This window comes from Acinetobacter sp. YH12039 (assembly GCF_013420015.1).
Classification (GTDB): Bacteria; Pseudomonadota; Gammaproteobacteria; order Pseudomonadales; family Moraxellaceae; genus Acinetobacter; species Acinetobacter amyesii.
The window spans coordinates 24,310-46,667 of sequence record NZ_VOZA01000003.1 but is presented as its reverse complement, the minus strand read 5'-3'; the positions used below and the strand labels follow the sequence as shown (position 1 = coordinate 46,667).

At 38.6% G+C, this 22,358-nt stretch carries 21 protein-coding genes, 1 tRNA gene and 1 pseudogene; 13 read left to right on the top strand and 10 right to left on the bottom strand.

The window, feature by feature from the left end:
* The first annotated feature begins 23 nt into the window (after positions 1-23).
* The 7 genes and pseudogenes from FTT98_RS02255 to FTT98_RS02225 all read left to right on the top strand — a co-directional run bounded on the left by FTT98_RS02255 (position 24) and on the right by FTT98_RS02225 (position 4,556).
* Positions 24-311 (top strand): AlpA family transcriptional regulator, encoded by a 288-nt coding sequence (locus FTT98_RS02255; RefSeq protein ID WP_068535178.1) that lies wholly within the window; start codon positions 24-26, stop codon positions 309-311.
* A gap of 2 nt (positions 312-313) precedes the next feature.
* A complete protein-coding gene (locus FTT98_RS02250; protein ID WP_180059351.1) occupies positions 314-1,009 on the top strand; it encodes a phage antirepressor KilAC domain-containing protein in 696 nt (231 codons plus the stop codon).
* Positions 1,006-1,320, top strand: a pseudogene (locus FTT98_RS18320) (hypothetical protein). Before FTT98_RS02250 ends, FTT98_RS18320 begins: the two are co-directional and overlap by 4 nt.
* The gene (locus FTT98_RS02240; protein WP_180059350.1) at positions 1,317-1,862 is read left to right on the top strand and encodes a hypothetical protein; all 546 of its coding nucleotides are present in this window, start codon (positions 1,317-1,319) and stop codon (positions 1,860-1,862) included. The pseudogene FTT98_RS18320 and the gene FTT98_RS02240 overlap by 4 nt, the downstream one beginning before the upstream one ends.
* 149 nt (positions 1,863-2,011) lie before the next feature.
* Positions 2,012-2,812, top strand: a complete 801-nt coding sequence (locus tag FTT98_RS02235; RefSeq protein ID WP_180066415.1) for a helix-turn-helix domain-containing protein — start codon at positions 2,012-2,014, stop codon at positions 2,810-2,812.
* A complete protein-coding gene (gene dnaB, locus FTT98_RS02230; RefSeq protein ID WP_180176946.1) occupies positions 2,809-4,185 on the top strand; it encodes a replicative DNA helicase in 1,377 nt (458 codons plus the stop codon). Before FTT98_RS02235 ends, dnaB begins: the two co-directional genes overlap by 4 nt.
* The gene (locus tag FTT98_RS02225; RefSeq protein WP_180176945.1) at positions 4,182-4,556 is read left to right on the top strand and encodes a hypothetical protein; all 375 of its coding nucleotides are present in this window, start codon (positions 4,182-4,184) and stop codon (positions 4,554-4,556) included. Before dnaB ends, FTT98_RS02225 begins: the two co-directional genes overlap by 4 nt.
* Before the next feature lie 63 nt (positions 4,557-4,619).
* Here FTT98_RS02225 and FTT98_RS02220 read toward each other — a convergent pair whose 3' ends face one another.
* Positions 4,620-5,294, bottom strand: a complete 675-nt coding sequence (locus FTT98_RS02220) for a hypothetical protein (RefSeq protein WP_125278587.1) — start codon at positions 5,292-5,294, stop codon at positions 4,620-4,622.
* A 290-nt stretch (positions 5,295-5,584) separates the two neighbouring features.
* Here FTT98_RS02220 and FTT98_RS02215 point away from each other — a divergent pair, with 290 nt between their 5' ends.
* Positions 5,585-6,199: a hypothetical protein gene (locus FTT98_RS02215; protein WP_180176944.1), complete on the top strand. Its 615-nt coding sequence runs from the start codon at positions 5,585-5,587 to the stop codon at positions 6,197-6,199.
* A complete protein-coding gene (locus FTT98_RS02210) occupies positions 6,177-7,256 on the top strand; it encodes an ImmA/IrrE family metallo-endopeptidase (protein ID WP_218954590.1) in 1,080 nt (359 codons plus the stop codon). Before FTT98_RS02215 ends, FTT98_RS02210 begins: the two co-directional genes overlap by 23 nt.
* Positions 7,257-7,558: 302 nt before the next feature.
* Here FTT98_RS02210 and FTT98_RS02205 read toward each other — a convergent pair whose 3' ends face one another.
* The 8 genes from FTT98_RS02205 to FTT98_RS02170 form a co-directional block, all read right to left on the bottom strand.
* Entirely contained in the window at positions 7,559-7,993 is a 435-nt protein-coding gene (locus FTT98_RS02205) for a hypothetical protein (RefSeq protein ID WP_180176943.1), read from the bottom strand.
* An 11-nt stretch (positions 7,994-8,004) separates the two neighbouring features.
* Complete coding sequence (locus tag FTT98_RS02200) at positions 8,005-8,589, bottom strand: hypothetical protein (protein ID WP_005402167.1); 585 nt, start codon at positions 8,587-8,589, stop codon at positions 8,005-8,007.
* Positions 8,590-8,654: 65 nt separating this feature from the next.
* A complete protein-coding gene (locus FTT98_RS02195; protein WP_180176942.1) occupies positions 8,655-11,795 on the bottom strand; it encodes a hypothetical protein in 3,141 nt (1,046 codons plus the stop codon).
* Positions 11,792-14,422 carry a hypothetical protein gene (locus tag FTT98_RS02190; protein ID WP_180176941.1) on the bottom strand — a complete coding sequence of 877 codons (2,631 nt, stop codon included), beginning with the start codon at positions 14,420-14,422 and terminating at the stop codon, positions 11,792-11,794. Before FTT98_RS02190 ends, FTT98_RS02195 begins: the two co-directional genes overlap by 4 nt.
* 8 nt (positions 14,423-14,430) lie before the next feature.
* On the bottom strand, positions 14,431-16,410 hold the full coding sequence (locus tag FTT98_RS02185; RefSeq protein WP_180176940.1) for a hypothetical protein: 1,980 nt from the start codon (positions 16,408-16,410) through the stop codon (positions 14,431-14,433).
* 124 nt (positions 16,411-16,534) lie between these two features.
* Positions 16,535-17,002 (bottom strand): hypothetical protein, encoded by a 468-nt coding sequence (locus tag FTT98_RS02180; protein WP_180176939.1) that lies wholly within the window; start codon positions 17,000-17,002, stop codon positions 16,535-16,537.
* 3 nt (positions 17,003-17,005) lie between these two features.
* Positions 17,006-17,308, bottom strand: a complete 303-nt coding sequence (locus tag FTT98_RS02175; RefSeq protein ID WP_180176938.1) for a hypothetical protein — start codon at positions 17,306-17,308, stop codon at positions 17,006-17,008.
* Between the two features lie 145 nt (positions 17,309-17,453).
* Complete coding sequence (locus FTT98_RS02170) at positions 17,454-17,642, bottom strand: hypothetical protein (RefSeq protein ID WP_000364294.1); 189 nt, start codon at positions 17,640-17,642, stop codon at positions 17,454-17,456.
* A gap of 340 nt (positions 17,643-17,982) precedes the next feature.
* Between FTT98_RS02170 and FTT98_RS02165 the strand changes: the two genes are divergently transcribed.
* Entirely contained in the window at positions 17,983-18,855 is an 873-nt protein-coding gene (locus FTT98_RS02165; RefSeq protein ID WP_180176937.1) for a toll/interleukin-1 receptor domain-containing protein, read from the top strand.
* A gap of 72 nt (positions 18,856-18,927) precedes the next feature.
* On the opposite strand, the gene FTT98_RS02160 is transcribed toward FTT98_RS02165, so the two are convergent.
* Complete coding sequence (locus FTT98_RS02160; RefSeq protein WP_180176952.1) at positions 18,928-20,094, bottom strand: hypothetical protein; 1,167 nt, start codon at positions 20,092-20,094, stop codon at positions 18,928-18,930.
* Between the two features lie 344 nt (positions 20,095-20,438).
* On the opposite strand from FTT98_RS02160, the gene FTT98_RS02155 reads away from it, so the two are divergent.
* The 3 genes from FTT98_RS02155 (at position 20,439) to FTT98_RS02145 (ending at position 22,357) form a co-directional block, all read left to right on the top strand.
* Positions 20,439-21,107, top strand: a complete 669-nt coding sequence (locus FTT98_RS02155; RefSeq protein ID WP_126131831.1) for a hypothetical protein — start codon at positions 20,439-20,441, stop codon at positions 21,105-21,107.
* Positions 21,108-21,863: 756 nt separating this feature from the next.
* A complete protein-coding gene (locus FTT98_RS02150; RefSeq protein ID WP_078190515.1) occupies positions 21,864-22,091 on the top strand; it encodes a hypothetical protein in 228 nt (75 codons plus the stop codon).
* Between the two features lie 190 nt (positions 22,092-22,281).
* A tRNA-Thr gene (locus tag FTT98_RS02145) sits at positions 22,282-22,357 on the top strand.
* The last annotated feature ends 1 nt before the right edge of the window (position 22,358 follow it).

Genomic DNA, 22,358 nt, shown 5'->3' with positions numbered 1-22,358 from the left:
GAAACAAACGTTAGAGGTTTTTTATGTCTACTCATCAACAAACTACAGCACCAAAAGGCTTTTATCGCATGTCCCAACTTGCGACTACTGCACCACGCAAGGAACGTACTTACACCGCAAAAGATGGAACAACTCGAATTATTAAAGCTCGCCCTGAACGTCAAGGTCTGCTACCAATGGGTGAAACAACCATCTGGGATAAAGTGCGTGCTGGTGAGTTCCCTGCACCAATCAAGCTAACCGAACGAATTACAGCTTGGCGCATAGAAGATATTGAAGCGTGGATGGCTTCAAAAGGATTGGAGGCTTAATAATGAATGCTTCTATTAATGTACTTTTTCCATCGCAACAAATGCTGAGTTCAGATATCGCTAGCCTAACTAACATCCGCTTAGATTCTGTCAAAAGAACTATCGAACGTTTAGCTGAACGCCGTGTTATTACTTTACCACCAACGGTGGAAAAGCCTACAAATGGCCGTACAAGTACTGAATATGTGTTTTCTGGTGAACAAGGAAAGCTTGATTCAATTACTGTGGTTGCGCAGCTCTGCCCTGAGTTTACCGCAGCAATTGTAAAACGCTGGTATGAGCTTGAGCAGCAGACTCCAGCATTCGATATCAGCAATCCTCAGCATCTCCTGCAGGCGATTGAAGTCCAAGCTAAACAGAATCTCCAGTTAAGTGCTGAAAACCAAGTACTCTCAAAAGCCATCGAAACAATTACACATACAGAGCACGGCGTTAAGTTTCAGCAAGCCTGCAAAATTTTGAATGTGAAGCAGCAAGAACTAGCTGAATGGCTTCGGAAACATAATTGGGATCGGTATCTAAACAATGCCAGAGCTTCAACTTATTACAGTGAAAACCGCGGGTACTGTGAAACTAAGTATTCACTCAAAGAAGGTGTAAAACCTTCCGGTCAATCATACAGCTATACACAGACTGAATTCTTCATATTGCCAAAAGGCATGCAGATCCTAGCTAAAAGGTTTGGAGAGCGGCCATGAATTTTCAAAATATTTTATGTTTAAGGCTTCTCAAATCAAAAATGATCGGCTATATTGATCGTGTTCGGTGCAAAATCATCGAATTAGCTTTGGTCGGCTATGAATACACAAGCGCATACAGTCCGCTACGGGCTTTTTTTATGCGTAAAATCTCTATGCTTCTGCATCTCTATGGTGAAGCTGGAGAGGGACATCTTCGGATGTGCAGGTCTCTTGTGTTCCTGTCGACCAACCCTTTTCAGCTTTGCCACCCTCACTTGGTCGTGACTGGTAAAGCTCCTAAACAAACACAAGGAGCGTATTCATCATGAACGCTAAAGTTAAAATTTCAGAACAATTAGTCCCATTTTATAGCTCTAAAAAACTCTTAGATGCTTACGTTATAGCTCTTGAAACAACATCTCAAGTTCAAACACTTATCGACCGAATCGGTAAAAGTATAGTTTTTCTAAAATCTGCACATGTAAATGAACTCCACGCGAGTGCATTTACAGAATTAGAAAGTCTTCTCTCAATTGCACGTCACCTTTCTGACGATTTCAGTAATACATTTGATATTGGACTCGAAGAATACAAAAACTCAGTTACTGAAACTGAATGTGATGCTGGAGATTTGCTAGAGCCATATGGTTTGGCTTACGAAGTATCCACATGGCTTTCAACTTTAATTTATCAAATGAAAGATGAACTAATTACTGTAAAAAAATCATCTACAACGCTTTGTGATGCAGTTTTTGCAGGCTTAGAAAATCTTATCAACATTGCAGACTATTTATCTGACAGTCATAGAAATACTTTCAAAATTGAATTTGAAAAATATGAAGCTCAATGGGAGGCTACTAAAAATGCATAAGCCTCCTATTGCTACTGAGAAAAGTATAATTCAACTCAATAAAGAGCCTAATCCCCCCTCTTTGTCATCAGCATATGCTGAGTCAGTTCGAATGACATCTGAACGCCTCTTTAAAGCCGTGAAAAAAAATTACCGGCAAGGGGGCTCAAGTGAGTATTGATGCAACTCGGTGGGCCTGGGCAGTTTCAGTAAATAACTCCTCACAGCGCCTCGTTCTGCTTTCATTAGCAGACCGAGCCGGCGAAGATCATACGGCATGGCCAAGCATTGAACGGCTTGCCAAAGATACCGTGCTGGATAAAAAAACTGTCCAAAAAGTTCTTATAGAGCTTATGAAACTTCAATTAATAATCGATACCGGTGAACGAACAGGGCCAACTAAACGGGTAAAAATTCTAAAACTCAATGGTGTTAAAGGTCGTGAAGAATACACCCAAAATCGGGATGATTTAAACTCCAAGAAAGATATTAAATCTAAGGTTAATCAACCCAATAACGGGAATATTAAACAACCCCAAAATCGGGATTATTCCAATTTTGAGAACAATCCCCAAAACGGTATTTTGAATGACCCCAAAATTGGGGTGCAGAATCTATCAGGGAATCTATCAATAAATCTCTCTTGCGAGCACGATTGGATGCCTGATCTACAATCACTGGAAATTAAACTCAAAATTGCAGGTCACGAAAAAAATACTGCTTTGATTTTGGGGTTACCAAGCTTTGAATTTGAACTGAGTGCATTCAATTCTCATTTCGATGGACAGGTCATGTCTGATGCCAAGAAATTGCATAAATTCACGGCATGGATCATAGATAAATTTGAACGTTATAAAAAAGTGAATCCACATTATGTGAATCAAGCTGAACTCTTTACTGAAGCAGCTGAGCAACCAGCTATTAATTTGGCCGATAGTAAGCCTAAAAGTTTACTAGGGAGCATGCAGTGAATACCAATACTACCCCAATTCATAACCTACAAATTGAACAAGCTGTCCTTGCAGCTTTGATGACGGTTTCTGGCTCTTATGCTCAAATTGAAAACCTACTGACTGAACAAGATTTTCACGCAACACGCCATAAACTGATTTTTAACGCAATTGTAGACCTTGATGCAAAGAACTCACCATATGACGCAGTACTCGTCAAACAATGGCTTGAAACGCATAATCATGGCGAGGCTTCGGGCGGTGAAAAATATCTTATGCAGTTAATGAGTGACGCCCCTTCCAGTTTTTACAATCTGCAATCGTATGCAGAAAAATTGAAGGATTTAACAACTTGCCGACAAGTCATAGATGAAGCTATGAAGGTAATTCACCAGGCCAAACATTTAACAATTAGCCGTGGTGAGCTAGTCCAAAATGCTCAAGCTGCTTTCGCAGATCTAAACACAGAGTCGGGGGGTGAGTCACTGGTTCATATTCATGATGCTGCATCCAATACATTTCTTGAGATGCACCGCAAGATTGAAGCCGCACTTGCTGGCAATTCGATGATTAAAGGAATCCAGACCGGTATATATGACTTAGACAAAAAGTTAGGTGATGTCGAACCTGGATGTCTAATGGTAGTGGCTGCACGGCCCGCGATGGGTAAAACTACGATGCTCCAGCTCATTGCAAACAATGTAGCAGTCATACAGAAAAAGCCTGCCCTGATCATGTCTGGCGAAATGCCTAAAGAGCAGATCGCCATGCGTCTCTGTTGCGCGATTGCACCGGCAGATATTGGGGTAGTACGCAATTCCCCTCATCTGTTACCTAAAAATGAATTTACGGCGTATACAGATGCTGTGGTGATGCTGAAAGAAGTGCCAATGCAGATCAATGATACTTCCCGACCATCTATTGCAAATATCAGGGAATCTATCCGTAAAGTAAAACATCAATATGGTTCTATTGGTGTCGTACTTGTCGATTACCTTCAGATCATGAAAACAACAAAGCAGTTCGCCCGGGAAGACTTAAAGATTGCCTATTTCACAGGTGAACTTAAGGCTATGGCCAAAGAGTTTGAGTGCGTCATTGTTCTTTTATCTCAGCTCAATCGTGAATTAGAGAAACGGCCAAACAAAAGACCAATGATGTCGGATCTACGTGAATCAGGTGCAATTGAGCAAGATGCTGACCAAATTGTTTTCTTGTACCGAGATGAAATTTATAACAAGGAGTCTCAATACAGGGGTATTGCCGAGGCCATTATCGGAAAGAACCGACACGGCGAAGCCGGCACCGCTTATATGCATGCTCAGTTAAAATACTGTCAATTTACTAATCTAGACAATGATGCACTTAATCAAATTCAGGGAGTAAAATTATGATGTTTACAGATGGCAATCACGTGGACTCTACCGTATTTAAAAAACCAAAAGATGCTCGTTTTATTAACTTAAAAACAAAAAAGAAGGTAAAGGAGTTTTTGATTAAGCGTCGTGGATATAAGCGACCAGACTTCAACAGAATGATCTTAGACTTAGGCCGCTTAAAATGGACGCATGAAAAGATTGCATTCGTCTTACCTGTATCTGGAGCATCAACAGTAAGTGAGTGGGCGCGTGGTGGTATTCCAAACTTCGAACATGGCGAAGCATTTATTGAACTATGGCGATCTGAAACGGGTATTAGCCGTGAACCTCGTGAAGGAGAATGGGGAACTTATCAATATAAAATTGGACAGTTGGATCTTCTTTGATGGAAATGTCCAGAGTTTAGCCTTGTAGATAATTGAGAAAGCCCTCACTTGAGGGCCTTTTAGTTATTGTCTAATTAATAATGGTCCGAACATACCTGTATTAATCAAAGATTCCCAGATTCTTTTTATTCCTTGACCAGTTTCTTGGTTTACAAATAATGATGAGCGCTTTCCATGAGGTTTTCCTAGAAAGTTGGAACGCATAGAATCCCAAGTTTCTGCAACCTCAGCTGTTCTCCACATTGGTAATTCATTCTCTAATATCAGGGGAATAGCAATTGATAATGGTACAGTGCCATCTGCAGCGAGTCGTTTCGTCCAATTACAGCGAACTAAAATTGGGGTCGCCTGAGATGAATATAATTTGACATCTAAACGCTCAGCTGTAATTTCTGCCGCTGGATTGTATCTAAGTTCATTTACTGAATCTAATATTTCTTGCCCATTACCATATGGGCAAGTTATGAAACCATTAGCAAATAATATTGTATGGTCAAGCCCTCTGTAACCACAATCTGTATTTGGATTTATACAATCATAATTCTGACGCTTGTCACTAACTAGAGGATGCCAGGTAGGATATGTATAAATTACTGGCCCCAATTGATCCATAAGATCGCTGAGAACTGACTTACTTTTTTCAAATTCATCAGGGCTCAAATTTGTAAGGTGAGATAATAAATACTGCTCTGCGTGTTCTCGACCTTCTTTGATTTCTTCATCAGCGCGAAATGCCATTGAGTATTCTCCGTATTTTTAATCCATTTCACGCATAAAATAACATTTTCATGCGTAAATGTAAGTAGCTATGAATATTAATTGTGTTTATATTTAATAAGATTTTATATATCAATAATATAATTAATTTTTTAAATTCTAAAATAGAGGTAAATTTATAAAATTTTAAAGATATTTTATTTCTCGGAATATTTTTTGGAATAATTTGTTGCTTAAAATGTTGTTGTTTTCGCTGTTTGCTGGTAATTTATGAAAGAATTAAAAAATTAAAATTAATCCAGAGGTGATAAATGGTTGGAGTTACTAGGGAAGAAGCTAAAGAGATATTTAGCCCTTATTTTAGTAAAATTTATGAAGCATGGGATTTAGCATGGAAGGATTGGATCAACTCTCCATTTGCTGCAAACCTGCAACATAAACGTGTTAGAGCGAATTGTGTCTGGAACCAATTCAATGCACATTTAAAACAACTACTTGATGAAATTCCTGGAGTAACTGCTTCTACTACAGGAAATGTTATTGGTCTTGTATTTGATTACAGATTATTTTTGAGGATTAAGAAATCTAAAAGAAGTTTATTGTCTAGTAATATCAAAACTCAGGCAACCTTAGATTTTCATAATTCTCAGCTTTCACTTTTCGGAGAGGAAGCACGTTTAGAACTTGTCTATGTATTAAATAAGGCTGAAACAGGTTTAGAGCGATTAGCTTTAGTAAATAGACATATGCAAGAGATTTTATGGTCTTTAGAAATTGAGCGCGAACAAGATGTCTCCAATCTTATTGAGTTTATTCCTGAAGATCCTAAGAAGAACTCTAGCTATAGTTCGGCTGCGAAATCTATTGTGAAAAGTAAAATTGCGAAAGATAGGAGTAAGGAAAGTGAACCGAAATCAGGTTCATAACATTTTAAGCCCTCGTGGTGATTTGATCTCATTACGTAGAAGAATGTTAGGGATGAATCAAACTGAGTTATCTGCATCCTCTCATATTTCTCAAGCTCATATTTCTAAAATTGAGCAAGGTATTAAAGAGCCCAATGAAGAGCAGTTAAGTAAATTAGCTAATGCATTAAAGTGTCCTGTTTCTTTTTTCTATCAATCAGACAGAGAATATGGGCCACCAATGAGTGCACATCCTAGTTTTAGAAAACAAGCTAGTGTGGGGCAGCGCTCACTTGATAAAGTAATTGCTGATTTTAATGTTAAGTTATCTCAGGTACGCACTCTTTTACGATTTGCAGATTTGGAACCTGAGTTACCATTACCTCAATATGATTCAGATGAATATTCTCCCGAAAACATTGCAGCAATGGTTAGAAGAGCATGGTATACGCCCAAGGGCCCTATAAAAAACCTTACTGAATATGTTGAAAGGGCTGGTTGTATTGTTTTTCATGTAGATATGGAAGCTGTTAAAATTGATGGTGCAAGTTATAGAGTTGCTGGAATGCCGCCAGTTATTTTTCTCAATAAATATCAACCTGCAGATCGAATGAGATTTACTTTAGCTCATGAAATTGGACATTTGGTAATGCATAAATATCCTTCGATTGAAATGGAAGCTGAAGCTGATCAGTTTGCTTCTTCTTTACTTATGCCGAGAGAAGATATTAGTGCCTCTTTATCAGATCTAACTATTGAAAAAGCTGCATATATGAAACCAGTTTGGAAAGTTTCGATGGCAGCTTTGATTTATAGAGCCAAAACTTTGAATAAAATCGATCACTATAAATCTGATTATTTATGGCGGAGAATGTCAAAATTAGGTTATAGAACTAGGGAGCCTTATGAGCTAGATTTTCCTAATGAGAAACCATCGGTTATCACGGCATTAATTGAAAACCTTATTGATGGAATGAGTTATTCGGAGTCAGAATTGGAGCAGGTATTCCATTTGTTTTCAAGTGAAATACGTGAATCCTATGGGCTTTATAAGCCAGGTCCGAGACTTGTAGGATAATTATTTTATTAATAAAATCCCACTTAATTATGAGTGGGATTTTTTATAGCTCTGAATTTAGCGCGGTATATTGAATCACCAAGATATATTTTATATGGCGATCTACTATCTATAGCGATGATGTATTTCTATTTAAAAATGGCTCTCATTGTTCCCATTTTCTTATAAGAAATATAAATAAATTATTATAAATTAGTTTCTTGGGTTTAACCCTTATCCCTAATGCTCTCATAAAAATACTTACCCCCAATTATCTCTAACTAGTCGCACTAGGATAACGACTTCTTGAACTAGAATTTAACTTATTTACTTACTTTAAATTTCATTGGCTGAAAGTCATCAATATGGACTTTCTTGGCCTTCAGTAGATCTTCTCTTTTACCATCTACGACCAAGACGGCGCGCTTAACCTGAACTGTCCAGGTGCGATCTGCTCCGCACATCGTTTCAGATTCAAGAAAAACATTTCCAAATGCTTTACCTTGAAGGTTTTGTATATCGCCGTAGGTTATTACATTCTCAGAAGTCCCCTGCACTCTGCCAGATTTATCTTTTGCCACCAGGTCTAAATACAGTTTGTCATAGGTCCCAAGAAAATCATGGATCGTCACATCCACTACGGCGGAACAAATTCCTGAGTTTACATAGCTGGTTTTTGAATGCTGGAGAGTGATAGGTGTAGCCATAATAAATGAGCTGCATATAGATATTATTATCCCCAAAAGTAGTCGTTTCATTGGATCAGCTCCTAATTATTCAATTCGATCATTTTCTTAGCGAATAACAATGATTCTTCCAAACCATTCAGATTAATTTTTTCTGCTTTGTACTGAGAACCTTCTTTCCAAGAAAAACTCAATACGCTGGCTTCCTTTAATTGCCTAATAAAAGTCTCTGCAGACATACCCTGAGGGATTGCACTTACAGGCAAAGTCATAATTTTTTTATTATCGATCTTATAATTGATTTGGGTAACAGCTATTTCCTTAGGCTTCTCGAATCTAAAAACAACATCATGCCCATCAGCACTACTACCTATGCCAAACTGACCTTGTTGAGTAAAGCAAGTAAATATCTGAAGCCCTTTGTCAAAAGTATGCTGACAAGTTGTAAACCAAATGTCCTCTTTCTTGGTTGTATCTGGCACAAAGCTGAAGATTATGCTGGGCTTGCCTTTTACTTGATCTTCATCGATGAAATAAGCTTGTTTTTTAATTGGATCAACATATTGCTTTTGGTATCCCTCAGGTAATTCAATACCATGATTTGTCTGCCCTGCATTCGCAGCTAGTCCCAAAACAAATAAAGTGAAACCCGTGATAATTCTTTTCATTCTTACTATATAGCTTTCTTAAGTACTATTTTGATAATACAAAAAAGGAGCCGAAGCTCCTAATTTTATTCTGATAAATCCCACCAATAGCTATTACCCAAGTTCTCAAGCCGCTGCTGTGTTCTCGGTAAATAATCAGGATCAATCATATTCTGCATTTTGGAATACAGCATTCGATCTACGACCAGCTTACTGTACCAAAGATTCTGCAATGGAATATTACTCTTCAGGGTATTGGCCACCTCCATCATCCGGGTAGATTCTTTCCCCTCAATGATGTTGTTGCCCATACCTGTTAGCAGCATACCCAACTTCATGCTTTGGCCTAATAATGGGCCACTGATAAAGTCTGATGCACTTCGACCGGTTGGATCTGAAAGCGCAGACATGATGTCACCCAAGAAGGAAAGCCCACCACCTTTAAGAATCGACTTCCCGAAGAAATCAACCGTGAATACTGGCTCTGGATTCTTACCATTAGCCAAGTTTTGAGTTTGGACTATCAATGCCCCTGCTAAAGTTTGATAAGCAAGTAGCGAAGCTAGGAACGTCACTCGGCTCTTAATATCTCCCTGAGCGAAAGCTCGATGCCCCATGCGGAACATATAGGCCAAGGGAAAGCCTTTAAACTGGAATAAGGTGCGGCCTAATTCTCCTTGAATGGTGCCAGCCTCACCAAGATTGATAATGCTACGCTCTCGCACACCAGCTTCAATGATAGCCACCGACTCTTCATTAAAGATATGAGTCTGGTACTTCATGGCTGCTTTATAACGAGCATCTGCCAATAATTCTTGCTGACGTGGTGAGATTGAATTACTTAGACGGTCAGCGACTTGGCTACGCTTTTCCTGACGCTCACCAACACGGCTTAAATATTCAGAAAATTCGGCATCAAGGTCATTTACGCGCTTATCCAGCTCTTTGTATTTTTGAGCAATAGCTTTGTTTGCAGCACTATCAGCACCGCGCATTTTTGCACGTAATTCAACTATACGGCGTTCTGCATTACCAAGGCGGTGCCCTAGTGATTCTGCCTTATTACCATATTGCCGTGCATTACTCTCAATATTACTTCGCGCGGATTCAGATACATTGTCAGAATGTCGGCCCTCTTCAACTTGCTGCAAAAAGTCCTGAATGCGATTTGATTGCTTTTCGACTTGCAAATATTTATTAATGTCAGACTGGACTGCCGCAGCTTCTTTCTGCGCGTCAATTAAATCAATACGATCTTGAAGCGACTGTTTCTCTGCTTGAGCCTTAGAGTCTTTTCGATTGGTATAATCTTGAAGTTTTGCAGAGAGCTGTTTTTTAATGTCCTCGATCCGCTGTGCTTTGTTAGCAATACGCATATCATCTTCAGCATTACGGCGATTCAATTCAGATATTTGGCCATCGATCTCATCTTTAAGAGCTTTTAGTTCTGGTGATGCAAAACCAATGAACACATCATCTGGTGCATTAAAGAAGTCATTCTGAGTTAGTACTGCCGTCCCATCTTCACGCTTACTCGGCTCCAGCTGCTGCCATAACTGCCAATCACGTTCGGTAATACCGTTCCCCTGTAGAATTTTAAGATCATCAGCACCAAGATCCTTCCAATCCGTTTTACGGGTCATTTCAGCAAGCTTATTCATATGCACTAGATTAAGTGCCCGTTTCGCTCCTGCGGTTACGGCGTTCAATCCTGATAGTTTCATTGTCATTGCAGCAAAGGCTTGCATACGGGCATTAAAACGGCCTGACTTTGTAGCACTACTGACAATATCAGCATCACCAAAGCGAGTCATAGAGCCGGCCATTTCATTAATCCCCAGGCCAAACCGTAAAGCTTCATCCCGTGTAGAACCCTGTTTTAGCTGCTTCATATATTCAGGGAGGATTGATTTGGTATAGGATAGGCCTAGCATATTCGCCACTTTCTTCATGCTGGCATGGTCACCAAAGGTGGTTAATGTAGTACCACCTAATTTAGAAGCAACCATTAACGCACGAAGACCACCCATTACATTTCCCAGAGTTGAATCGATAGCCCGGGTATTGGCATCTAAGGTGTTATACATAGATAAAGCACGATGGGCCTGCTTATCAATTTCACCATGTTTCAGACCATTCAAAGGATCTGCCTTAAGCTTGATCTTGGCTTCATCTAATAATGATTCAAATGTATGGCGCGGGTTAGATCCTAGATTTTGCATCATTGCTACTTCGGTACTCATACGCTGAGTATGGTTTTTCAGAATCTCATGAAACCCCGCTTCGTCATAAGTTCCATATTTTTTTTGATACGCCAGCCATGCATCACCGTCTTTAAAATGTAAAGCACGCGCTTCTTGATGACGGTTTGCCATCTTGGAGCGACCACCTACAGGCGATGCTACTGCTTTAGCCTGTTTATTCAATACCAATAAGTCTTTATTCGCACCGTTGGTTGAAATAGTTTTATAGATATCTTCAAGCATAGATTTAAGCTCTAGCTCATCCATAAGCTCACCAGTATCTTTAACATACTGATTTCGATCCAGGCCATCTAATGCATCATTTACCCATTCGGCCTGGTCGGTTAAAGCAACTTTTTTCTGATCATGGGAAGTCATAAAGCCAAAGTTATCTAACTTTTTAATATTCCCACCAGCACGGTTAAAGGCTAAACGCATTTCTTCTAATGCAGCACTCACCTCTTTAGCCATTGCTGTTATTTCAGGATTATCAGATTTACCGCCAAACATGACCCGAATAATGTCATCTGTCATAGCTTTGTTTACGGACATACCGAAACGTTCTTGCGTTTTAGTAAATACATCAGCGACTAAAGACATCCAACGGCTATGCAAAGCTTGAGATTGCTTCTCTATAGACTGAATACCACTCTGATCCGAAAAATAAGCAATCTTCCGCATTAATGCCTGAACAGGATTTAGTTTAGGGTGGTTATAAATTTCCGTCTGCAGCTGAGCCTTAATAACAGCATCTCGAGCAATATTCTGATTATTCTTAGCAATCTGCACAGCGAGATCTGAAGCAGTCTTCTGCGCAATTGCTTCAGCACGTTCAGCGGGACTTTTAAACATCCAATCAGGATCTGTGCGTGCCAATGTATTTTGAGCCCGAATATACAGTGATGAAATACGGTTGCTGTCTGCTGCATTGAGTCTTTTTTTACCTAAAGCCTTTGCGACCTGTTCTCTACATTCTGCTCTCATGCTGCTTCACTCCCATATCTTAATGCGCAGCTGGCTAAGGCCTTCACTGCCTGAATTTCATCTTTTGCGATTTCTTCTTGCTCTTTGACATAGTCCAGCAAATCGCGGGAAGACATCGTTACAATCTCTTCATCCCCATTTTCATCCAAACGGGTAAAGGTCACTTCCATATCAGGATCTGCTTCCAAAATTGAAACTGCTTCCCGACCGTCTGCCGTGTCAGTGAATGCGCCGTACTCCCCTTTACTAGACTTGGTTAAATCTGGTGCACCATCAACTTTTGATTTGCCAGGCTTCCAGAACTCCCGCTCTAATGCCTGGGCTGCTTTATGCTGCACCGAAGTTAATTCAGGGCTATCCGTCTTACCATTAGTTGGACGGGCAAATAGATCATCTCCATTACGTGTAGCCTTTACTGGGCTAATGGTGCCATCCTGATTAACTTGGCGCTGGAATGTCGTATTAGAAGTACTATTGTGCAGCTCTTGAATAATCCCTCCATCATCCATTGACCGCTCTCGTTTAAGGTAATTTTGCGATCTAGTTGGAGTCCAATTATCTACTCCCGCGATAATTGAGTTTTGCTGAATATTTGAACCTGATGTTCTGGTATTGATATCCAAAGTATTCAATTCTGGATCAGTAACAATAACTCGCTGTTGCTCTGGCTCGAACTGGTAAAGATCAGAGTCCAATGCATCCAAATTACGGTTGGCACTATTACCAGGCCCAGATAAATCGACTTGAGGCTCAACATACGGCGTTCGGTAGGCTCCACCTTCCGAATACTGATAATGCGCTGTAGCCTTGAGGTATTCCAAATCCTCTTTGGTCAATGGAGAAGATAGGGCTTCAAACTCTTCCTGAAGAGATTTCATACTATGCTCATCTGCACTAAGTACAAAAGGCAGTGCTTCAATTTCAGCATCAGATTGTGACTTGTAAGCAGGTGGTGCAGTTATATCAGACTCAAACTGTGGGAATTCTGATTCACTCCCTCGGACTTCAGTCGATCTTGCTGAAGTACTTAGACGAACATCATCATAAAGCGTGGCTATATCGTTCCAGCGTTTTTCGTATTTAGCCTTTACCTGCCCAATGGTCATGCCATTGAATTGATGGCTTGAGGTAATACCTTCTGCAATCTGTCTTGCAGTCTTTTTCTGATTACCTTTACTCCAACGTGTGGCCACATCTACAAAAAGCTCATTATCTTTGGCTTTCAAAAAGACTGGTCCACCACCTTCACCAAAGAAATGTAAATAGTAAAGTTCTAGGCCATTCGGATCCCGATTAAAATGACTGCGGAAAACCTTAGCATTATGCTCGAAATAGTTTAAACCAGCCTTGATTTGATCATTACCATCAAACTTATCCTTGCCCCCCATACGTGCAAAGGTACCATCCAATGTTTGGAATAAACCTGTTGCAGATGAAAGCAACTCGCCATCTTTATTCTTTGGCTGAATCGAAGTACTAAAGCTCCCACCAGTTTCAATATGAGATATGACTAAAGCATCTACCGGATTGATACCTCTCTTAGTGGCCTCTTGAGCAATTGTTTTTGCCCACGGTTTTTTATCCAGTACAGGATTATTTAAAACATCCGCTATTACTGGTGCTTTATGCTCATCAGTATTTATAGTGCTTGGTCTTACAATGGCCTTCGGTGTTCCTGTTATTGGTACCACTGGTGTACTGGTCATGACTGCTTTAGGTGTTCCGGTCACTGGTGCTTTTAAGCTTACTAGCTCATCATTCAATGCGCTTTCCATGGCACTATCCAATGCATCAAAATGTGAGTTAGCTTCTTTTGCATTAGTTGGACTGAATGGATTCGTGCCCTCTGCATGCTCTATATTGGCCTGGATATGAGCTGCATCATTCATAGTATCTACATTACTATGATCTTTGATCTGATCTGGACGCAATCTCCCCTTATTGGCCCATAGATTAAGAAGTAAAGCCATTCCGCCATTTGATGCCAATGTGCTTGGACTGGTTGCATTTTCCTTTAATGCTTCGCCGTATTGGGCAACCTTTTTATTTTGATGATCTTCAAGGTATGAGCCCTCAAAATAATCACCAGCTGAACCGGCAGCAGTTGCTATAGCAGTTGTTGCTACAGCATCAGCAACGGCAGACTTGGCAACGCCATGCGTAGGAATTGCAAAGCCTAATGCATCCGTTACGCCTTTAATTGCACCAGCCGTTTTAGCGGTGCGGATATCAGCACCCTTATTGATTAAATCTGATTTTTCAGCCTCATAAGTTTGAAATCCAAATAGCCCAGAATTTAATGCAAGGCCTGGCACACCACCTGTACCTAAAGTAGTGAGGGCATTCCATCCTATACGGGTGAAATCTTTAGTTAGACCATAAGTAAACTCACCAGCTCCCCCTAAATCATCAGGCTTAAAGATCTCAAGGTTTTGCGCTCTCAAAGATGCTGCTTTTTTGTCACCACGTATTAGAGCATCTGGTGCAGTAGCGGCCTCAATGGTCCCCATAGCAACGCCAGATACAACACCTAAAGCACCATCACTAAATCCACCGCGTTCACTTTTAGGTTTAAAGCGGGGATCATCCTGATTTAACGTTAATTCATCATCTGCTAAAAAATCCATGGATCACCTCATCGAACCGTAAAAGTTAAGCGTGTTTTGCGCTGTTTATCGTTTACGTCCATGACGTATTTGGTACCATTCTTAAAATAATATTTGTACGGATTACTTGGATCCTGCTCCAGAGGTAAATCTAAAAAGAAGTCTTTATCAGAGCCGCCATAAGCTCTAGAATTTCTGGAGTTAAAACTCTCTAATTGTTCACGAAATGACTTTTCACCTACAGTGTGAGGTCTTAATACAACTGACTTGGACCCAAAGAAACCACCAGTTGTGAATTTCCCACCCGTCACATTTATGACTGCTTTTTTAAATAAATCCTCATCAATAGACTTATTTAAAATGCTTCCTTTAGAGTCAGCTACTTGCCCTGACTTCTGAAGCAAATATGCATAATTCGCCTTCACTGATTCGAAATAGATTTCAAAATCTGGTTTACCTGGTGTGGTTACGCCGGATAAATAACTTGCAGTTTCAGCTCTTAGCGAATTGTCATCAACTTTGACTAAGTTCTTATCCAGCAAATCTTGGCCAGTAACAATTTGCCCAGCAATATCATTTAACCCTCGGCGACCTAATGATGCAGATAAGCGATATGAACCACTATCTCCAGCAATACTTTTAATCATGTCACGTGATGCATTAGCATTGCCTGCGCTAGATTTAGAAAGCGTGGTCAATAAACTCAGTTTGTCACCTGGTTTAGCTTTTTCCCAAAACTGCTTTAATTCAGCTTGTTGTTGGGTAGAAAATGGAATTAATGAACCCACTGTCCCATTTAGAACATTGTTTGCATGAATAGATTTAATATTTTTAGATATGGCTGAAATAGCATCTGGGTTACCACTTAATATTGCATTAGTAGGTACAACTGTCAGATCCTGACCGGTTTTAATCGAATACGCCAAAGTTGAATTATTTTTCTCATAGCCGAGCATATTCTCGTGCGTTTTAGACAGAAGACCTAACTTCCAACTCACATCTTTAGCATTATCCTGCGCTGTATTTTGTGCTTCTGAGCGCTTTTTGCTGAGATATGCTTCGCGTTCATCTGAACCTAAACGCATGAATTGTTGGACTTCCACCAAAGCACCACTGAGCTGAACAAATTCAGGCTCTTTTTGAGTTCCCCGCACACGTGCCAAACGAGACTTAATTACTGCTTCACTTGGAATTAATCCAGTTTCAATATCTGCCTTCATCTCATTAACAGCATCTTTAGCATCATCTTCTAACTGCTTCTGCTGCAAGACAGCTGCACGGTTATTCTGATCCATCTGGCTAAGTGCACGACCACTCCAGTAGACAGCTTGTTCCTGAGTCAAATTAGGATGTTTTTTTATTACAGCTTCAGGAGTTGATAGTTCAGTCAGCTTTTCATTGTCGGACTTATTGCCTAAATAAAAAGTCGTTACATCGTTACCAGCACGATTATTTTTATATTCATTAAAAGCATCTTGAACATGCGCTACGGGCAAGCCTTTGGACTGTGCATATATAGCTAATCCATTCCAAACCTCTTTCTCGGAAGCATTAGGATTTTTTAAATAATTTTCCCGCATGTCCTTAAGCTGAACAATTGCTTGTTGTTGTTCTGATTTCTGTGCGATCGGTAAATATTTAGCGGCACTACCATATGAATGCTGCTCGAAATAGTTATTAAAGTTTTGCTCAAACTGCTTAGGCACGACAGACTTATACTGCGTTTTAATTGACTCAAGACTATCCTGTCTTTGCTTTACAGCATTGTCGTAGGTCAACTCTCCACTTTGCATTCTAGTAAGCAGATCATTATCTACAACATTAATATCAGCACCAATTTTAGATGACTGTAATGCAAAATCAGCCTTCTCTTTTTTATCTTGTTCTTCTTTACGTGCATCAACAACATTACCGATAGCTTGACCAATTGAAGATAGTCCAGTTATTGGTGTGTGCTGCTGTAAAGTTGGCTGTGATGTTGCACGGCCTTGAGATACAGGTATACGCATTATCGTTGTTCCGCAAAACTATTGAATAGATTTAATGTAGAACAGAGTAAATCCTCAAAAAATGGGTATATTTAGAATGAAAAAAGGAGCACAAATTACTCCTTTCCCGTACGATCAAAGATTGCTAAACATAGTGTGCAATGCTTCTAACTCCGGACTTTCGCCCAACAGAAAGTGATTGCAAAACAGGTTTGATAAACTGAATTTTTTTAACAATTTTCTCTATTTCAAAGTTGAAGGTATTCCGATTGACTATGCGCTTATACTCATTCTTAGGATCTAAGTAATACGCCGTGATAATTAATACATTTGGTGCAATAGTTAAACTTTTAAGGATTGAAAACAAATGTTGAAAATAGAATTCCTTATTATTTTTATCCGCCAAATATGTTAGCCGATAAATCAACTCCTCCAAATTATCAGCAATCTTCAGTAATTGCATTTGATAGCTAGATTCATATAACTGGTTGGGCTCTTTACCATTAATTGCTCTTTGGAATTCGTCAATTAAATATTCAATTCCATTGCAGAGCTGAATCGATCGCTCCATATCATCACAATCTAAAGGTCTATACGCTGGCTGCTTAGTCATCAATCATATTCTCCAGTGATTAATTCGAGGGATGTCCTGATCTGTTTTTTCAGTAAAAGCTTTCCACAAATCAATAAATGCTTCGCCTGCTTCATAATTTGGCGTGCTGCCAAACTCCCAATCATTTACCGTTGATGGACCTGAAACTGGAAGCAAAAAAGCAATTTTTTCATTCGTCATTTCATAATGCTCTTTCAACTCCCTGATCATCTCCAAATAATTTGGTGCGCCGTACCGGATTGCTGTTTTTAGAAAAATTAATCTTTTTGATGCTTCAAAATTATTAAGTTCAACAAAAATACCCATATTCCCCCCTATGCGTTTGATCCCATTAATAAGTAATTTGAGCACTTAAAAAATGGGTGTATTTCTAACAAAACGCGCGCGCGCGCGAGGGAGAGTGCGAAACACCTCTTTTACTCCACTAATTTCACTAAAACTGAATCTTTTTTTAGCTGGCAGCTTGTATATCATTTGCATAATTTTGAGCTTCCACATATCGCTCAGATTTGCGTTCTAAGCGTGAAATAATTTTTAATGTACCTTTAGTTGTTTTTCTAAAGAAAAGCTCACTGTGCTTAAACCAGTAAGAAATTTGACTATATCCATAATCAATCTTTGGGCTAGAAATCAAATCCATTCATAAATTGTGTTTTACCTGTACCTATCATCAAGATAATTCGCCGGCAAGAAATAGATCCAGATAGCTCTCAGAGAGTGATAGATTCTATGGTTGATTCATTGATAGGTTCTGCATCCCAAAAACGGGTACATTCAAAATCCCAAAAACGGGATCGTTCAAAACCCCAATATTGGGAATATTACCGTTTTCGGAATGATACCAATATTGGGTAGATTAAATAGCTGATATAAAACCTAGTCACACACGGATAATTTTTCTTTATGAGCATACCCTTCTGACTTGTATTTAATATGATCAGCCAATAATCTGGATCTTTATATTTTCGAACTAGATTACAATGTCAATTCAATCCATATCCTCAACTATTTCAAGGCTTAATAAAGAGCTATCCGATATAACTCATAGGATGAGTTTAGAGCAGACAAAAGCAAGTAGTGTCACAGCTAAGATTATTCAACTTCAAACGTCTATTACAAAGACCACTACAGCTAGCACACTAAAAACTAAGCTTTCTGAAATCAGCAGAAAAGAACAGGAAAATGCACAGATCCAGAAAAAACTTTCAGATCTGCAAAAAAAGAAAACTGATATCCAAAACAAGTTATTAAAAGAAAACCAGAACTTGGCTAAAGCTGAAGCATTAGAACGCAAAAAATTAGATGCTCTAGCCAAGAAGCAACAAAAAGAAGAGATCGAACATCAAAAAAAACTGAAACGTGAAATTGAAAGTATCAAAGCATCCACCCAGCATATCACTGGTGCCACGGCGTCCCCTTATCTTGATGTCACACTTGAACCTGAATATGATTTATTCATCTCCCATGCTTCAGAAGATAAAGATGACTTTGTGCGCCCTCTAGCCGAGACATTACAAGGGCTAGGTTTAAAGGTTTGGTATGATGAATTTTCTATGAGAGTTGGAGATAGTCTGCGTCGGAAAATTGATAGTGGTCTAAGGAATTCACGATATGGAACTGTAGTTCTGTCAGCAGATTTCATAAAGAAAGAATGGACCAACTATGAATTAGATGCATTAGTGGCCAGAGAAATGAACGGTCATAAGATGATATTGCCAATTTGGCATAAGATCACCAAAACTGATGTGATGAACTATAGTCCAAATCTAGCGGATAAAATTGCCTTGAATACTTCTTTTAGCACTATCGAAGAGATTGCTCATCAATTGGCTGATGTCGTATTAGATAAATAAAACTCCAATAGCTTGATTAGATCAGGATGCTATTCAAGCTATCTGTTCGCTTTTAACGATTGAAGCAGAAATTTAAGAAGCAATGAATGAGTATGTCTTTTTATCCCGTCTCAAATGTTGGTCTTTAGAATTCTGTCTACCCTGTTTATTCAAATAAATCTTATCTGCATTTCGACATACCAATTCAAACTCTTTCATATTCTGAGCCTTTTTAGCAGTAAACCGTACATAGTGAAGATTTTGAGGGAAATACATTTGATTTAGTTTCTTATGGTTTGGATCCCTACTATTTAATTTTGATCTAGTCTTGGCCTGTAACTTTCCAATTTGGTGCCGGGTACCATGGAAATTACCATGTGCACTTAATCGATATGTAGCTTCTTTTAATCGATCTGCCTTACCTGTAGAGATTAAATCAATCTTCTTATCTAACTCCCTTTCAGCCGACTGCATAAAATCTTTTGATAGATACCAGGTGTAGCGGATTTTCTTCTGAGAATAACGCTGGAAAAACTCCAAGTGCTTTTTACGAACTCCACGTAATACCTTAGTCAGCTCTTTTAATCGGTCGTTATAACCGGTATGCGTATCAAACTTAATCCCAAACTGCTTTAATAAAAACTGACTTACAGAGGTTTGATTCCAGCGAGTATGTTTATTTTCAAGAAAGGCAAAACCAAAATTTTTATTAATGCCAGCAAGCCGTTTTAATTCAAAATTATCGAACGGTTTAAATATTCGGTAAGTTGAATTCCTATTACTATCAATTGTCTTTGTTCGGATTGTCTTGGTATTAAATATCACTCCAAATTGTTCCGGGTGATAATAAGTCTTAGCAAATTGAGGTTTAAGATCGCTGAACTCTATGTACTGTCCAAGTACATAATCTCCATAGCGAAGCAGCTTCTCTTTTTTGACAGTCAAAATACTGTTGAGCTTTTGCTTTTGCACCATGCTGGAATTTTTAGCGAGTATTTCTTTTAGCGTCAGCTTGCTTCTTCGTGCTTCTCTATAGCCTGTGGTAAATAACCAGAACTGGAATACATCATTCCTTGCCGGATCATAATTGATGACTAAACTCCACACTGGTTCCCCATAATCTGATTTTCGCTTGCGTAAAGATTCATCCAGATTGAGACCATACTCCAAGATCAACTTTGGGATAACAGTATGAAACTTTGAAAAGCTCACAGAATCAGAGAACCAAAACTTAGCACTCCCGTTAGAAACGCACTGCATTAGGCTTAAAAGGCAATCTGTTTTTGTTGTGGTGTAGTAGATCATTATCCAATCAAAACTGTGTTTTTATGCGGAAAGCATAAAAGTTTATCTTTGATTCAAAAAGCATAAAAGACGCCATATTCATGAAATAGGCGTTTTTTAAAGCACAGATGGTTTTTCTATAAATAAGAGTTCCATCACATGCTTATATTAAAGATCCAGCGAAGGCACTACACTAGCGTAAATTGAACAATATCTTGATCTGTTAGATCTAGCATGACTAATAAAATGTTTTCCTCTATCTACATAGGAAAATGAACTAACTAAGATTATTGAATTTGAATGGGGGGCAAAGGGAAGCTATGGATCTGGAAAAAAGATTAGAGATGTATCGATCAGATTATTTTTTTCATATCGATTTTAAAGAAAAAATTTATACAAGAATGGCTCTGTTTTCAGTATTTATCACTGCTTGTATTACTGCAAATTTCAGTATGCAAGAAGAATTGATGAAGCTCGGATGTATGCAATTAAGTATTGTTATCATTCTCTGGGTGGCCGCTGCACTAGTACTAGCTTTTGTAATATATGCTTTGTTTTGTATTACTAATCTAAAATCTGACGAGCTTGTAAACTCAAACTCAGAAATGGAAAATTATAGAAATACTTTAAGGCAACATTATATTAGCCATTTTCCAGATGCCACCGAACAGGCAGTTAATACATATATTGATGATCAATTTTTAATTTATCTCACATCGCAATATTCAAGCTGCTCAGCAATCTTTTATGAAAATAATGTATATAGACAGAAATGGTTAGCCAGATTAGCTGTTTCTTCTTACTTACTATTGATACTAACTTTTATTGTTAGTATGTTTTTTCTATACCAAAAAATCGAGGGAGACATAATGTCGCAAAGCCAAACTATTCCACCGCCACCACCGCCACCACCAACAAGAGTGATTAAGGGTGACAAGCTAATTCCAACAAAACCCTCCTATCCAACACCGCCAGAAATCAAGAAATAAATAAAGCCCTCTTATGAGGGCTTTATTTCTATTGAAGAGTTAATTTTTTCCTAACTCCTTCTATAAGATTTAATTTGAAAGGATAATATTTGGAATAAAAATCAAAAGAAGCCGTAAAACTATTTATATCTTTTTCTGCTATCAAACTTATTCCATATATAAAATTTGACGTATCGAGATTTAAAGAATCGAATTCACGATACGTGATCTGATATTTTTCCTTTTTTCACTTGTCGGTATATTTGTCGGTATATTTAATTTTTTATATTTTTATAATTATTATTTTCAATAACTTACACCAATATTCAGACTTCCTCTTTCACCGCCAGAATAAACTGCAATGCCAAGCAGAATGAAGGTCTAAATTGATAAAATTTAGGCCTTTTTTAATTTTATTGTTCTCAATATTAAATATCCCCCTAATTGATCTTCTATTTGTTTAGCTCAATAACTTCACAGTATTTAAGTCCTGATTGACGGATTTCAATCACACGTTTTTTTCCTAATGCACGACTTATGGATTTTTTATTGGCAGCAATAAGTACACGTATATTTACAAATACAAATTTTATATTCTAAAGACAATTACTTAAGCCTATGCTAAAAATAAATCATCCTCTCAATATAGGTACTATTCAAAAAATTATTCATTAATTTAAACATCATAGAACTGAAACGCGATTGCGGTACTTTTAACTTGATCAACGAAAAACTTAAAAAACACATTTCATATATCACTGCTATTCGGGAGAGAACATGAATAACAGCCAGAATTATGTTAAGCAGATCAAGAACGCCAAACGTGGTGGCTATACCCCAACCCTTGCCAAAGACATCAATAAACATAAAATTCAAAAAGCACAGCGTCTGATTGACGAATGGCGAAAGCTCGCCAATGAACTCCGCCCCCAAATGCAACTGGAGATGGCATATACACTTGAAGAATGCGCACAGGATCTAGACCAAATTTTAAGAATGAAATAGCACTCAACGCTCACCCATCCTATTTTTTCGCCCACATCTTGTGGGCGAAACATTACCTATTTTTATTTCTCTGGTTTTTAGAGCCAAACATCGGTCGAATGCTGAATAAATCAAACGTATAAATTACATTCGATTTGCTGTTTTTTTAACTTGCACCACTTCAAAAAATCTGTAGAATGCATTCCACAACGCCGGCATAGCTCAGTTGGTAGAGCAACTGACTTGTAATCAGTAGGTCCACAGTTCGAATCCGTGTGCCGGCACCAT

Bases quoted from the DNA above. Each gene is read 5' to 3' on its own strand.
- FTT98_RS02165 (WP_180176937.1), top strand. From the start codon at position 17,983: ATGTCAATTCAATCCATATCCTCAACTATTTCAAGGCTTAATAAAGAG.
- FTT98_RS02195 (WP_180176942.1), bottom strand. From the start codon at position 11,795: ATGAGAGCAGAATGTAGAGAACAGGTCGCAAAGGCTTTAGGTAAAAAA.
- FTT98_RS02205 (WP_180176943.1), bottom strand. From the start codon at position 7,993: ATGAAACGACTACTTTTGGGGATAATAATATCTATATGCAGCTCATTT.
- FTT98_RS02240 (WP_180059350.1), top strand. From the start codon at position 1,317: ATGAACGCTAAAGTTAAAATTTCAGAACAATTAGTCCCATTTTATAGC.
- FTT98_RS02220 (WP_125278587.1), bottom strand. From the start codon at position 5,294: ATGGCATTTCGCGCTGATGAAGAAATCAAAGAAGGTCGAGAACACGCA.
- FTT98_RS02180 (WP_180176939.1), bottom strand. From the start codon at position 17,002: ATGACTAAGCAGCCAGCGTATAGACCTTTAGATTGTGATGATATGGAG.
- FTT98_RS02200 (WP_005402167.1), bottom strand. From the start codon at position 8,589: ATGAAAAGAATTATCACGGGTTTCACTTTATTTGTTTTGGGACTAGCT.
- FTT98_RS02160 (WP_180176952.1), bottom strand. From the start codon at position 20,094: ATGCAGTGCGTTTCTAACGGGAGTGCTAAGTTTTGGTTCTCTGATTCT.
- FTT98_RS02225 (WP_180176945.1), top strand. From the start codon at position 4,182: ATGATGTTTACAGATGGCAATCACGTGGACTCTACCGTATTTAAAAAA.
- FTT98_RS02215 (WP_180176944.1), top strand. From the start codon at position 5,585: ATGGTTGGAGTTACTAGGGAAGAAGCTAAAGAGATATTTAGCCCTTAT.
- FTT98_RS02150 (WP_078190515.1), top strand. From the start codon at position 21,864: ATGAATAACAGCCAGAATTATGTTAAGCAGATCAAGAACGCCAAACGT.
- FTT98_RS02175 (WP_180176938.1), bottom strand. From the start codon at position 17,308: ATGGGTATTTTTGTTGAACTTAATAATTTTGAAGCATCAAAAAGATTA.
- FTT98_RS02250 (WP_180059351.1), top strand. From the start codon at position 314: ATGAATGCTTCTATTAATGTACTTTTTCCATCGCAACAAATGCTGAGT.
- FTT98_RS02255 (WP_068535178.1), top strand. From the start codon at position 24: ATGTCTACTCATCAACAAACTACAGCACCAAAAGGCTTTTATCGCATG.
- FTT98_RS02185 (WP_180176940.1), bottom strand. From the start codon at position 16,410: ATGCGTATACCTGTATCTCAAGGCCGTGCAACATCACAGCCAACTTTA.
- FTT98_RS02190 (WP_180176941.1), bottom strand. From the start codon at position 14,422: ATGGATTTTTTAGCAGATGATGAATTAACGTTAAATCAGGATGATCCC.
- FTT98_RS02170 (WP_000364294.1), bottom strand. From the start codon at position 17,642: ATGGATTTGATTTCTAGCCCAAAGATTGATTATGGATATAGTCAAATT.
- FTT98_RS02155 (WP_126131831.1), top strand. From the start codon at position 20,439: ATGGATCTGGAAAAAAGATTAGAGATGTATCGATCAGATTATTTTTTT.